This window comes from Chitiniphilus eburneus (assembly GCF_005048205.1).
In the GTDB taxonomy this organism is placed as follows: domain Bacteria; phylum Pseudomonadota; class Gammaproteobacteria; order Burkholderiales; family Chitinibacteraceae; genus Chitiniphilus; species Chitiniphilus eburneus.
In genome coordinates this window covers 1-13,671 of the sequence record NZ_SUMF01000028.1, presented here as the reverse complement: position 1 = coordinate 13,671, position 13,671 = coordinate 1, and the positions used below count along the sequence as shown (strand labels likewise).

The following is a 13,671-nucleotide window of genomic DNA, read 5'->3' as shown; positions in this document are numbered from 1 at the left end:
CCCCCCCCGTTGGCGCTTCAATCACCGGCAAAGGCCAGCATCTCGCCGTCGTCCGGCACCCGCAACCGCTGCGCCAATCCCAGCGCCTGGGCGCGGCGCAGCAGCGTAGCGCGCGAAACCGGGCAATGGTCCAGCGCTTCCAGGTGATTGGCGATGACGATTCCCTGCCCCAGCGCAGCCAGGGTCAGCACGGCGTCGTCGTCCATGATCAGTTCCGCGCCGAAATCCATGCTGGCCCCGCCAGCCGGCACCACGCTCACCGCCGGCCGCCGCTCGAGGATGCAACGACGCACCTCGTCGGTCAGCACCGTATCGCCTGCCAGGTAGAGGCTGGGCTCCCCTGTCTGTTCGATGTAGTAGCCATATCCGTGCACCATAAAGCGGCTGATCCAGCCTTCGCCATGCAGACAGCGGATGGGGGTGATCGAACCAGTATGAAACGGTGTGGGCCCGGTTGCATTCAGCGGCTGGACGTTGAGCCCGCGTCGAGCGAGGAAAGTGGCATCGTCCGGCATGCACAACACCGGAATGCCGCGCTCGCGCAACCAGCGACAACCGGCACGATCCAGATGATCGACGTGGCCCTTGCGGCAATGGGTGATCAGCGCGTGCGTCACCCCGATCAAGTGCTCCGCCGTACCATCGGGCAGCGGGACGATGGGATTGCGACGACGCTGGCCGACCAACCACTTGAATGGAGGAATCGCGCCCTGGTCGGCGAGCATGGGGTCGACCAGGATGCGGCAATCGTCATAGGCCACGATGATGGTGGCATTACGGAGTTGAGTGAGGTTCATGCCCCGGATTGTCGAGTGTCCGGCCACCACCTACCATGACCGGATTCGCCATATTTATTGCATAACATGCCAATCTTCCGTATCGGTCTGTTGCTTTACCCCGGCTGCATGCCTACCGGTCTGTTTGCCGCAGCGGATTTGCTTCAGGCCGCCAATCGCCGCAATGGCCGCGAGCTGTTCAACTGCCATTGGCTGAGTGTGCGGCACGCACCGATCCAGTGTGCCCACGGGATGACCCTGACCGCAGAAGCCACCCTGGGGGACCACAAGTGCGACGCGGTGCTGATCCCTGGCATGTGGGCGGAATCGGTTTGGGATGTGCAGCGCACGCTGACGGAAAACCAAGCGCTGCTGGATGCCTTGCGGGCATTGCCGCCCCGCGTGCAATGCTGGAGCTATTGCACCGGCGTGGCCCTCGTGGCGGCGACGAATCGCCTGGACGGCGAGCCCGCAACGGCAACCTGGTGGATGGCGGGCTGGCTGCAACAGCACTACCCCGGAGTGAACTGGCAATGGGAACGCCACTGTGTGGTGAATCCCGGCCACGCCACGGCCTCGGGCGTACATGGCTATCTGCCCATCGTGTGCGAGCAGATCGAGCAGCGGCTGTCGCCCGAGCGATGGCGCGACCTCAACCAGCTGATGGTGTTGCCGCGACCATTGCCGGTGGCTCCCGCGTTCCAGTCGCTGGCATTGATCGGCACCACGGACCCGTGGCTGCGACAGTTGCGCTTTGCGATCGAAGCCGTTCCGGCATCCGAACTCACGGTGGCACGGCTGGCAGCCAGGCTGGCAGTCTCGCCGCGTACCCTGGCCCGCAAGACGGTGACGGCGGGCGCCGGCCCTGTCGGCGAATATGCCCGGCAAGTCAAGCTCAACCAGGTCGCGGAGCAACTGGCACACACCCGGCTGTCCCTGACCAGGATCGCCGAGGCGGTGGGGTTCGCCGACGAATCGAGCCTGCGGCGCGCTTTCAAGCAGGTATCGGGCATGACGCCGGCCGAATACCGACATGCCTACCAGCGATGAATACGACACGTCGCGATCGCGGCATCCACACCAGCGGTGACCACCACGCTACGCGTCGGCGAGAATGACCGGCCGTGCCCCGGGGGCAGGCTCAACGGTTTGCCAGCCTGCGCTATAGGCTTCCGGCGCAGCGGCGGCAACCCTATCACGCGCCACCGCGTATTCTGGTCAGGGCCTCTGGATCATTGGCCACCTTGCTGCCCGGCGGGAACACCAGTTCGCCGTGGCGACGATCATAGACACCCCCCTTTATGCCACGCTCCGCCAGTAAAGCACGCAACTGGCCCACCTCGCCCTTGATGCGGATCGCGCCCTGATCGTTACGATAGGCACCCGCCAGCAGTCCGGGAGCAACTTGCTCCGCGCTGGGCGGGACATTGTCCGGTGGGTTCGCCTGCGTGGGAGCAGGCGGCGGCGCTGCTTCCGGCCGCCCTGTTTGCACAGGGCCGGTTTCAACCAGCGCAGGTTCCCCGGCCGATACGGCCACGCCTCGGGCGTCGGCGTTCCCGGGGTTTGGCATGCCTTCCTGCGGCCCTGGCGGCACGGCGGACGATTTCGGCGGCAGGGACGACTCATTTTTTCCGGACTGCGCTGCGTTGCCCTGGAACACCTCACCCGCCGGCTTCGCTGCCGCCCCCTGTATGTAGCCCCCCCCGGCGGCATCCACATAGGCACGCAATGCCTCCTGGGAGGTCAGGTCCTTGCCAGCCCCGAAGCGCTCGAGAAGCGTTTGCCCCGCTGTGATGCCAGCCTCGGCTGTGCCGGCAGCCCCCGCCCCTTTCGCTTTGCCGAGCAGCCTGTTGGCATGGCGTGCGCCCAAGCCTGCGATCAGCTTGTCGAGACCCAGCTTGTCGGCCGCGGATGCCAATAATCCCGAGGCCAGACCCGCTGCGCCAACCCGTTGTAGATCAACCGGCTGATCGGGGTTTTCTCGATGGGCCTCGCCATAGGTGGAACCCACCGCTTTTGCCGTGAACGTGGCCGCCCTGGCCACGTCGGCGCCCAGGCTTCTGGCCAGTTGTCGCTCTGCGATCCGGGCAGCCTCGTCCTTGATCAACCCTTTGATGAGGCTTTTTCCGACAAGGCCGGCCGCACCACCTCCCAGTGTCCCCGGGCCAGGCACCGCCGAACCCAGCACCGCCCCCGCCAAGCCTGCGGCCACCGACTCTCCCACATTTCCAACCATCTGCCCCAGGTTGTACTGGACCCAATCCATCAGATCGCCATCCGTGCCCGCCAGCGCGCCAGTCAGGGTGTCGCTGCCATGCCCGCGTTGCTCGACCGCTTGCCGGCCCGCTTCGAACTGTTTCAGGCCCCAATTCCGCACCGCGCCACCCACATCGTCCAGCCCAGCGCGCGCCGCCGCATCGCCCAGGTAAGCCACTGCGCCGCCGAGCATGGATCGGGTCTGTGGCAAGTAGTCCCGCACGCCACGCACGAAGTCGGAACGATCGGCCTGTCGGTCAGCGGGCGCTACAACGGCTTCCGCTGCCGGAGGTTGTGGAGCGGGAGCGACGGGGCCGGGCACTCCGGCACGAGGGGGGTCATGCTTCATACCCTGGGATTGCGGTAGCTCCCCCACTTCGTCAGTCTGTCCAAGCCCATCCGCGGCATTCCTCGCATCGCGTTGCGCCGGCTGGCGATAGCCCATCAAGGTCATCTGGGCGATCAGTTTCTTGCGTTGCGAGCCGTCCGGATCGTTGGTGTCGGTCAGGCCGGCGAGTTGCCGCTCCATCTGGTCGCGCCGGCTCAGGACCTGGTTCTGCAACTGCTGGCCGCGCGCCTGGGCCATGGCCAGCGGGGATTCGGGTCTGCTTGCAGCGGCATGCCTAGCCAGATCCTGCTGGCCCAACTGCGCAGCCAGTTCCGCGCCGGTACGCTGGGAACGAACGTCGGTGGAGCCCAGCAGCCGGCGCGCCATCTCGCTTGGTGTGACCGGCGTGGCCAGCCTGTTCGGGCCATCCATCGCCTCGATCCGCGCCTGATGCAGCTCGCGCTGAAGCTGCGTGCTGTGTTCGATCTCGGCAACACGCTGTGCTGTCCGCTGGGCCTGCGTCATGTGTGGATCGCCTTCCCAGATTGCCCCGGACACGTTGCCGCTGGCCAGATTGGTTGCCTCGCCAGGATCGGCGAAATTGCTGTAAAGCGGTGCCTGCCCCGGCTGATCGATGCGCTGGTATTGCCCTTCGGGCAGGGTCCTCAGCCTGTCGAGATTCGACTTGGGCTGATCCGGCACGGGCACCTTCCCCGGCCCGCTGTTGGCGTTGGCAATGGCCGCCTGTGTTTCCGCATGGCCAGTGGGCAACGTACTCCCAGGCCGGGCAGGCGGGCTTGGAGCCGGCGGTGTGGAAGCCGGGGCCGCCAGGGGCTTCAAGCCGGTCTTGTCCATGATGTACTGCCTCGCCTCGCCTGCCAGTTCCCCCAACTGTGAAAGGCTCTTCGCCATTGGCTCGGCGGCCCAGGCGGTTTGTCGCGCGGCTTTTTTGGTCAGCCCGAACGGATCTTCCCGCCGCGCGCCCAGCATGAGTGCTCCCATGTTGGCGGCGACGTCGAACATCGGCGCAGCGGCCTGGTTGACGAACCTCACCGGAAACAGCACGGTACGCTTCAATGTTTCCCATCCACCAAGCTGCGCCCCAGGCCTGGGCCGGCCTGGCGCGGCGGTGGGCGGCCGCGCCGCCGGGCGCAACGAACCGCCACTGCTTGCGGCGCTGGTTGGAACATTGCTGGTGGGTTCGGGCTTGTTTGCGCTACCAAGCGCAGATGAGGGGGGCGCCGGGATCAATCGCGGGTCATTTGCCATAGGGGTCTCCAGAAACAACTACGCCCGCGCATGGCGGGCAACGAAAAAGCCCGCGTCAGCGGGCTGGACAAGCACAAACGACAACGCCCCGCATCAGCGGGGCGCAACGCGTCTACCGTATCGGACTAACTAATCAGGCCATTCGAACAGGCGCTGGGCGCGACGCTCGTGGATCGGCACCGGGTGCTTGTGGCCCGATGCTTCATGAGTGCGACCAACCGTCTGACCCCGCGTCAGCGCACGATCTTACGCAGCAGGCCCCTTCCGCATGGAAGGGTTCTCGATCCTTCTCTCACACCAACGACAACCCCATTTGGGGATGCCCATCACATCGGCCCCTGACTGAAACCAGGGTACTGCCAGCACCAGGGCATCCGTGCGGCTCAACGCCCCTCGCGCAGCCCACTCAACCGGATCTGCGCCTCATCCACCTCACTTGCCAGACAGTGTTCCGCTTCCTCGGTGAGATAGCCTGCCACATCCAGCACCGGCCCCAGCAACGGGTCACCCTCCTTGTGCAGCTTGGCGACCACGCTGAGCAGGGTGGCGATCATGGTTGAATAGCTGTGAGCAATGGCTGCGGCATCGTAGCGGGCAGTTGCAACGGCACAATGTTCGGCATGGGTGACAGGTGTGGCGCAGCGGGTGCTGGTCATATCGGATCCTCGGTTTGTTGTTGTTGAGGTGATTACGAACAGCGGTGATTGTCCATTCCTCCGACACGGACGCGGCACTGCACGTCTTCACCTGTGCGGCCTTGCGGAAGGCATCGCGATGACGGCTGTGTTTGCAAAGCACGCTAAGCCAACTCTGTGTAGTTCACCCAGTTCATTGTTGCGGGGTTGATGGACTGCGCCGCACCGCGCGCCACCACTGGCAATTCAGCCAGCGCGTAGGCGTCTGCGGTGGGCAGGGCCATGAACTGCTGCGCATCCAGCACGATCGGGCCGGCCAGGCCTGGAGCGGGGACCAGCACCAGGCGGATCCGGCAGCGCTCATTCAGGTATTGGCCGACGATCAGGCAGCGCGTCGGTGTGCCCTCATCGTCGGTGACGTCAAACGCGGCATCACGGGATGCGGCGGTGCTGTCGGCGATGAAGCCACCCCAGTACTCAGGATTTTCAGAAGGGGGGCCACTGTTGTCGTTGCTCCAGGCGTTATAGGTGCCGAGCCAGCTACCGGCGATCAACAGGGTAGCAAATCCGTCGCTCTGCTTGATCGCGTAGTCGTACTTGCCGGGGTTGTAGGGCTGGAAGTCGGAACGCCCATCCGGGAAGCGCATGATGAAGAAGGTCTGCGCTCGTGCGTAACCGCCACCCGCTGCCATGTACCAGTTCGTTTGCGCACTGGCAACCAGTGTCGTTTCTCTGAAGACGTACAATTCCGGTAGCGTTCCGGGGTCTGCTGTGAAACGCGGAACTGCGAAGGTGACGTCGCCTACGGTGATACTGCTACCAGGGTCGATCGGTTTGAAACCAATCTCACCAGGAGTCGTAATACTGCCGCTACCTTCCAATACGTCGGCGAAGAAGAAGGGGCCGGATGAGGGGTCGGGAATCGGCGGAACTGGCGGTTTAGCGTTGGTGTCGTCCGGCCCGTAGATGTACGGCATCGAATACCAGTTCAGTGGCGCCCTGTACTCTTTGGTCCAAAGGGTTATCCAGTTGGGGCCAACTTGGTGTCCTTCGGAGTCAGTCCAACCACGGGTCATGATCGGGATAACGTACAACCATTCTGCGTCACCTGATGGGTACGGCAACCCGGGCGCGTTGACGAATAGCTCATAGAACCGTGACGCGATAGGATAGGTTCCAAAATACGCGGACGACATAAAGTTGAAGGTATCCGGATTCAGACCAGCCGGGTCCGGCAGGCCGAAGGCGATGAGTCTGAACATAACTGGCCGACCGGCCGGGACACCGCACGCATCGAAGATCGGCTTCAGCAGCGAGTAAACCAGCATATTGCTGGCCGGTACGGGACCGGGGTCCATCTGCTGGATGTATCTAGCACTGGCACAGATGCGGCTGGCGCAAACCGGCGTGGAACCGTACAGCGCGCTGACCCCGTAGTTGCCTGCGGCTACGGGATACCACTCGATGGTCCCCGCTTTCAGTTCCGCCGATACATCAGCCAAAAAATCGCGCATATCGTTCGCGGCGGCATACGCAGACGAACTGGTGCCGGGCGCTACCGCGCTCCCATCGCCGTTAATAGGCTGGGGGGTTTCTGCCCACTCGAACATCAGCGCGTCGTACAGGTACCACGTCTGCTCAAAGACCAGCTCTTCGCTTTCCAGCGTAATACCGGAGCGAGATACCCGGTACGTCTTGCGCCATATTTTCGTGTACTGCGCGTATTTGGTCTGCACTACGGCCAACTTGTTGTGCAGCCAGCCACTATAGGTGTCGTGGATTTTGATATCGGTAATGATCTGGTCTTCTGGGGTCAGCGTGCTGTCGATTGAGTCGGAGGTACCGACCAGGATAGTGATCAGCGAACCGTGATCGCAGCAAAACCCCATGGGGTAGCTCAGCGGCTGGAATTGTTCAAGGGACGCCTCGGCCAGTACGATCTTGGTCTGGTGCTGCACCCCGTCCGGGAAGGCCGCACCCAGATACCAATCCACCGTATAGTCCGGGATATCTCCCGTTCGCTGGAAGTATCTGGCGGCATACGGATACACGTTGTCGCCGTCCAGGATTCCGCCCCACAGATCGTGCATACCCGACAGCCAGCCCGGGAAGACAATACCTCCCCCTTCGCCCTCGCCGATGGCGCTGCGGGTTTCGCGGCCGTGCAGGGGCGCGATGCCGAAGCCGCTGGTCTGGAAGTTGACCGGTGGCCGCTTGCCGATGCGCAGGCGGCGGATGGCGCTGCACAGGCCGCCATTCAACTCGGGGCGATAGCACTCGGGGTAGCGGCCGGTCCATTGCCGGTAGTGCTGGCCGTCGGCCGCCAGTGAACTGCGGTGGTAGGGCGTGCTGCGCACGCGGTAGGCGCCCCGTGCGTCGAGCAGCCACGGTCGGCGCAGTGCCTGCGGTGAGGGGCCGATGTCACCCCATACCTGCGGTTCGCCTTCGCCCGAGATCTGCGCCACGCAGCGGCCGTCGTAAAAGCGCAGCATCGCCATTTCGTCGCCAAAGGGGATGATCCGGGTGCCGGTGTAGCCGGGGTTGCCGGCCAGGGTGGCCCGCGCCACCCGGCGCACCTGGGCGCGGCAGGCCTGGGTACCGCCACGCACCAGGATCTGCGGGACCGGTTGCGCCGGGCTCACTGCGACATCTCTTGATTGATGGCGACGCCGGCAATGGCCGATGACGCGCCGCCAATGGCGGAACCCAGCGAGCCGATGGCACCGGCGATGGCGCTGAGCCGGCCCTCGTAAGTCTGCACCGCCTGGGCCCGCACTGCGCCGGTTTCCTGGGCAACGATGCTGTTGTGTTGGGCCTTGGTGGTGGCGTCGGTGCGCTCGATCTCGGCCAGCAGCTTGTCCTGTTCGACACGTAATTGCTGCGCCGCCAACTGGTCGGCGTTGTTGCTGCGGGTGGCGTCCAGTTGGGCACGATAGGCGTCCACTTCGGCCCTGAAGGCCGCGCCGCGCGCATCGGCCTGGCTGGCCGCTGCCTGTACTCTGGCGCTATAGGCGCGTACCAGTTCGCCGTAGGTCTGGGCCTGGGTCTGGTCGCCACGCAGGTCGGCTTCATAGAGCCGTACCTTCATCTCGTTGGTGCTGTAGCGAGCCACTTCCGCATCCACTTCGGCGCGGTAGGCATCGATCCGGGCACGGTTGACGTTGACCACCGCTTCTACCCCGCGCATCAACTCGCTGTAGACCTGCACTTTGGTCTGCTCCGCGCGGATCTCCGCTTCCCAGCTTTCGATCTGTTGGGCGTTGACCTCGCTCTTCAGCCGTTCGGCCTGGATCGATTCGCTGTAGAGCTGGATCTTCGCTTGCGCACGTTCGCGCTCTTCCTGATACGCCGCCAGCGCGATACGGAGCGCATCGTTGCGGGCGTTGTAGCGCTGGATGGCGTAGTTCAGCGTGGCCTGCGCGGCGTCGAGATGCAGCCGTTGCAGTTGCAGCGCACGCTCCATCACTTGTTGCGCGGTGCGTTTGAGCAGGTCGATGAATTGCAGTCCGCTGGCGGTCACCTGCTGCTGTTGTTGCACCAGCAGTTCGGCGCGCTGGTTGGTGATGCTGCGGTTCAGGTCGGCAATCTGGCCGCTGGTACCCAGCGCCACGTCGCGCAATGCGCCGGCGACGACACCCGACGATAGGCGCAGACGCCGGCCCGAGAGCGCGTTCAGTGCCTGATCCTGTACCCGGCGTGCTTCGGCGACGATGCGATCACGACCGGCCTCGAACAGCCGGTGACCGTCGGCGATGTTGTCGCCGTTCCAGAGCGATTGCAGCCAGCCGGCGAAGGTCTGGTCGGTCAGCGCCTGGGAGAACTCGCGCTCCACATCCTGCACCGCGAATTCCGGCACCGGCGGCAGATCATCGGTCGGCCGATATGCCTCGGGGTCGAGATCGCGAATCACCACCTCCGGCGCGGGGGCAATATCGATACTCACCAGGGTAGGCTTGGCGCCGAAGGCGACGTTCGGCGCGCTGGGTTGCAGCGGCTGGTCGAGCGTCGGCCGCGTCGGCATGTTGAACTCCCCCAGCGTCGGGGCATTGCGCGTCTGGAACTGCGGCCCCGCCGGGATCTCCTGCGGGAACTCCACGCTTTCCAGCGGATCGGCGTTGTGCGGGGTAAAGGGTTCCACCTGCTCCGGGGTGTAGTCGATCTCACCAGGCTGGAACTTGGATTCGAACTCCTGATAGTCGCCGGGGATGAACAGCGGCGGTGAGGCGGCGATGCTGTTCAGGCTGGAAACGAAGCCGCTCATTTCCTGCGTCAGTCGCTGGAGGTTGGCGTTGGCACTGTCGATGATCTGCGAGGCGGTGGCCATGAGGTGTCCTATTTGCTGCGACGCGTGCTGGACGCGCCAAACATGGGTTCCAGGGCGCGCAGGCGCAGCGCTCCGCCCTGCCCGGCAATGACGAACTGCCAGCGCCGGCCGCGCGCGCCCCGGCCCAGGGTGACGCGCTGGGTGTGCTGGCTGGCGTGGGCGGGCACGGTGTATTGGTAGGTCTGGCGGTCGTCGATGCGACAGGTCAGTGCGGCGTCGGCGCCGAGGTCACCGTCGAGCCACAGCACCTGCGCCGATTTGGTGTAGGGGTCGCCGTAGTCGCTGGCGCCGGTATGCAGTTCGGCCGGCGCATGGCCGTCACCATCGAGCGTGACCACCCCGGCGCCGAGTGCGGCCGGCACACCATCGAGCACGACGTAGCCGGCCGCCGCCAGCGAATGTCGCGCCATCGCGGCATAGGGGCCCATCAGGAAGCCGTGCCGCAGCCGCTGGCGCAGCATGACCAGCGCCAACTGCGGCGGCGGCGCATTCAGCACCAGGTCATAGCGACCGGCCTGTGCCGATCGCAGCGCCAGCGCGGCGGGCGGGGTGGCCAAAACCATCTGGTGAATGCGCGATTCGACCCTAGCCAGCGCCAGCGTGGGCGACGCGGCCGGCAACGCAATGGCGTGGGTGACGCCTTTGGCCAGCGACAGCAGCAACTGCGGCGACACCGCACCGAGCTGGACTGCCATGCTACGACCGGCCACCAGCACCAGCCCACCGGCTGGCGCCGTTGCGCTCAACGCCAACGCATGACTGCGATCGCTGGCCATCGCCAGGCGCAGCACCGGTGCGGTGACCGGTAACGCAAGCCACGGTGCACCGATACGCGGTGCGGCGGCGTTCAGCAGCAGTGTCCACTGGCTGAAGCGCAGCGCCGGGCGTGGGGTCGGTGGTGCCAGTGTCGCAACTGGCGCCATCCGCCCCGCCAGCAGCGGGCGCGTCAGCGACAGGGCCAGGGTATGCTGGCGGTCCTGCGGTGTGGGTGGCGCTTCCAGATCGTAGGGCGTGGTCGCAGGCGTGAAGTTGCCGGCATAGCGCTGGGCCGCGGTGGCGCGGAAACCGTTGAGGTAGCCGTTCAGGCCACCCGGTGGCCCACCGAACGGCGCCGAGCTGCCGAGGGTGAACAGGCTCCAGCCGCTCAGGTCCACGCTGCCCGCATTGAGGGTATTGGCACACGACACGCCGTTCACGCTGGCGCTGACCACACCCGCTGCGTCGCGCGCCAGCATCAGGTGGGTCCAGGTATTGGCATTCACCAGCCCTTCGCCCAGATCAACGAACGCGTTGCGGTCGCCGACGGCCATCTGCATGCCACCGCCCGGATAGACCAGCAGCGTCAGGCGTGGATCGGTCGGCCCGGTCCCCGGGGCCGCGAAGAAGACGGTGAAGACCGAATCGGTGCCCATCGGCAGCACACTGCACCACAGCCACACCTCCAGCGTGAACGGCCCGGTGCCGAACGCCACCACCGGCGCGCCATCGACATAGCCCAGTGCGGCGCTGCCCGGCATGACCGCCGCGGTGGTGCCGTAGCGGCTGTGGGTGGCGGACGGGACGATGCCGGTCTGCGCCATCATGGTCTTGCCGGTCAGGTCGCTGAACGTACTGGCCCCGAGCGGGTCGTCCAGGTTGGCCAGCGCCGTGACGCTGGCGGCGAGCGGATCAGACATGGCCGATTCCTATGTGAAGAAGGCAAGCAGCCCCCGCCCGAGCAGCGCGAGGCCCCCTCGCGGCGGCGAGGGCGGGGGGAGTGGAATCAAGCAAGTAGCGCCGATACCGGCGTACCTGACCTACTACGCGCCCGGCTTTGCCGGGGGCCCGCCGCCCTTTGCCTTCCAACCTTGCGGGGGCGCGCGAATGGCGCTCTGCGGCGAGGGCGGGGGTAGTGGAATCAATCAGGGGGAGCGCCAGACGTTCGCGCACCGCTCCTGTGACGCCGCCGGCTTGGCCGGTGGCTTGCGAGGGTCTGCCGGCCACGGCGATTCGCATGGCACTGCGCTCACGCCAGGGTCAACGGCGCAGCGCCGATGGTCTGCTGGCCACCCTCGGTGATCCAGGTCGAACCAGCCATCGGCAACTCGCCGGTACCGACGCCGATCGCGCCATCGACGCGGAACACCAGCGGGTGCGCCGGGTTGGCGCTACCGTCGTCCGCCGCGCCAGCGCAGATACGGAACCAGCCGGCGTTGCCGCTGGCAGTGGCCAGACCGCTCCATACCTGCGCCGGCAGTTTGTCGAGCACGCCATTGGCAGCGGCGCCCCACAGCAGGCCACCACTGCCATCGGCGCCACCGGCCAGGTTGGCGGTGGTGGCGGTCAGGCCGCCCGAGCCAGTGGCGGCGACCACTTTGCCGTTGAGCGCGGCGCCGGTACCCGGCAACGTGTGGATCGAGACAACGGCGCCGACGGCGGTGGCCCAGTATTCGGTCGCGGTCAGGCGTTCGTTGATGCGGCGCGCGACCAGCGCGGCGGTAGTGGCCTGGTCGGTGGCGAATGGCACCGGGCCGGTCAGCACGGCAGCGCCGTCGATGGTCAGGCTGTCGAGCGCGCCAGCCGCGCCGGCCAGGGTCACGGTACCGACAGCGGGAACCTCGACGATGCGGCTGGCGCTGGCGCCGGTGATGACGGCCAGCAGCGTGCCGGTGGGCGCGGCGTCGGCGCTGGCCGGCTGCGCGCCGGAATAGATGCGGATCTCGGCGTTGGTGAGCGCGGCCTTGTAGGAGCCGCCGCCCAACACGAAATCGCGCAGGCGGGTGGAATAGCGTTGCATGGGGTCACTCCTCAATGGTGAACAGGAATTGCGAGCCGCCCGGGAAGGGCATCACCGCGCCTGTAGCGCGCTCGCCGGTGGGGAACTGGTAGACATCGGCCGTCAGCAGCGTGGCCTGGCCGCTGTCGGCGACATGCAGCACGCCGGCGCGGCTGACCAGCAGCACCCCGACCGGCAGCCAGCCGTCGCCATAGCGCAACTGCTGGGCGTCGATCGGGGTGGGGTTCTGCAACAGCACGCCGCAGCGACTGAGGGTGAGCAGCGGCGCGGCGCTGGCGTCCTGGCCAGACAATAGGAACAGCCCGGCTGTGGTGCCGACCACCAGTCCGGCGTCGCAATCCCATAGCGCGGTGATCGGGTGTTCCATGCGATAGGTCAGCGCCAGGTCTGCCAGATGCGGTAGGTAGGGGGGACTGAGATACAGGTCGGCGCCAACCGCGACCGCCAGTCGCGCGCCCCAGGCGCCGACGCACTGGCCAGGCGGTATGGCGTCATAGCCGCCGGTGTCGAGCGTGGCGCCGGCCTCGCCCAGCGCCAGCAGCCGGTACTCCGGGCGATCCGCCGCCCAAGCACCGCGCTGGTACAGCGCGGTGCCGTCGGTGGCAGTGGCATAGACGCGGGCATAGGCGGCGCCCTCCGGGACCGGTGCGCCGTGGCGCAGCAGCAGTCCGGACGGCTGTGCCAGCGTCAGCACCAGCGGCTCGCAGCCGCTCTCGCGCCCGTCGTCGAGCACCCAGGTCACCGCCAGTTGGTACTGTCCAGGCGAGATCGCGCCATCGATAGGGCTCACCTGCGGCTGCGGCGCCGGCACGGTCCACGGCCGGGCGGCACCGTCCTCGATCAGCAGCAGGTCGCGGCCGTCGCTGAGATAGACCGATGGCCCGACCGCGACCGCGGCCAGCCAGTCGCCGGTCAGTCCAGTGCGCAGCGGCTCGGCCGGCAGGTGGTCGAGGCGGTACAGCGTGCCGTCCGCGCTCAGCGCCAATTGCAATGGCCCGCGCCACACAGCGATCAGGTCCGGCCCGCCGCGGTCGGTAGTGGCCGGCAGTGCCTCGAACACCCGCGCCACGTCGAAAAACCCATCGAGCGCGTCGGCCACGTAGCCCTCGGGCAGGTCGTCCGGCGGCAGCACGTTGTGCGCGCCGCGCCAGCCGGCGATCCTGGGGTCGGTCCGTCGCATCAGAACACCCACCCCGCGCGCACGCGCACGTCCATATCGCCGTCGCCATCCTGCTGCACATCCAGCCCGAGGCGGATGCGGCTGACGTCGCGCTCCACCCAGGCGCCGACGGTGCCCGAGTTGGCGC

General features: G+C 66.4%; 9 protein-coding genes. 1 reads left to right on the top strand and 8 read right to left on the bottom strand.

The genetic code is table 11. The annotated features are described in order from the left end of the window. Window positions 1-17: 17 nt before the first annotated feature. The gene (locus FAZ21_RS16505; protein WP_136774548.1) at window positions 18-797 is read right to left on the bottom strand and encodes an MBL fold metallo-hydrolase; all 780 of its coding nucleotides are present in this window, start codon (window positions 795-797) and stop codon (window positions 18-20) included. Between the two features lie 66 nt (window positions 798-863). On the opposite strand from FAZ21_RS16505, the gene FAZ21_RS16500 reads away from it, so the two are divergent. Continuing rightward, complete coding sequence (locus FAZ21_RS16500; protein ID WP_136774547.1) at window positions 864-1,826, top strand: GlxA family transcriptional regulator; 963 nt, start codon at window positions 864-866, stop codon at window positions 1,824-1,826. 145 nt (window positions 1,827-1,971) lie between these two features. On the opposite strand, the gene FAZ21_RS16495 is transcribed toward FAZ21_RS16500, so the two are convergent. The 7 genes from FAZ21_RS16495 to FAZ21_RS16465 all read right to left on the bottom strand — a co-directional run bounded on the left by FAZ21_RS16495 (window position 1,972) and on the right by FAZ21_RS16465 (window position 13,544). Then, on the bottom strand, window positions 1,972-4,437 hold the full coding sequence (locus FAZ21_RS16495) for a hypothetical protein (protein ID WP_136774546.1): 2,466 nt from the start codon (window positions 4,435-4,437) through the stop codon (window positions 1,972-1,974). A 575-nt stretch (window positions 4,438-5,012) separates the two neighbouring features. After that, window positions 5,013-5,285 carry a hypothetical protein gene (locus FAZ21_RS16490; protein WP_136774545.1) on the bottom strand — a complete coding sequence of 91 codons (273 nt, stop codon included), beginning with the start codon at window positions 5,283-5,285 and terminating at the stop codon, window positions 5,013-5,015. A 143-nt stretch (window positions 5,286-5,428) separates the two neighbouring features. After that, window positions 5,429-7,906 (bottom strand): hypothetical protein, encoded by a 2,478-nt coding sequence (locus FAZ21_RS16485; RefSeq protein ID WP_136774544.1) that lies wholly within the window; start codon window positions 7,904-7,906, stop codon window positions 5,429-5,431. Beyond that, window positions 7,903-9,588 carry a coiled-coil domain-containing protein gene (locus tag FAZ21_RS16480; RefSeq protein ID WP_136774543.1) on the bottom strand — a complete coding sequence of 562 codons (1,686 nt, stop codon included), beginning with the start codon at window positions 9,586-9,588 and terminating at the stop codon, window positions 7,903-7,905. The genes FAZ21_RS16485 and FAZ21_RS16480 overlap by 4 nt, the downstream gene beginning before the upstream one ends. A gap of 8 nt (window positions 9,589-9,596) precedes the next feature. Then, the gene (locus FAZ21_RS16475; RefSeq protein ID WP_136774542.1) at window positions 9,597-11,264 is read right to left on the bottom strand and encodes a LamG-like jellyroll fold domain-containing protein; all 1,668 of its coding nucleotides are present in this window, start codon (window positions 11,262-11,264) and stop codon (window positions 9,597-9,599) included. Between the two features lie 329 nt (window positions 11,265-11,593). After that, the gene (locus FAZ21_RS16470) at window positions 11,594-12,364 is read right to left on the bottom strand and encodes a hypothetical protein (RefSeq protein ID WP_136774541.1); all 771 of its coding nucleotides are present in this window, start codon (window positions 12,362-12,364) and stop codon (window positions 11,594-11,596) included. A gap of 4 nt (window positions 12,365-12,368) precedes the next feature. Further along, complete coding sequence (locus FAZ21_RS16465) at window positions 12,369-13,544, bottom strand: hypothetical protein (protein ID WP_136774540.1); 1,176 nt, start codon at window positions 13,542-13,544, stop codon at window positions 12,369-12,371. Window positions 13,545-13,671: the final 127 nt, after the last annotated feature.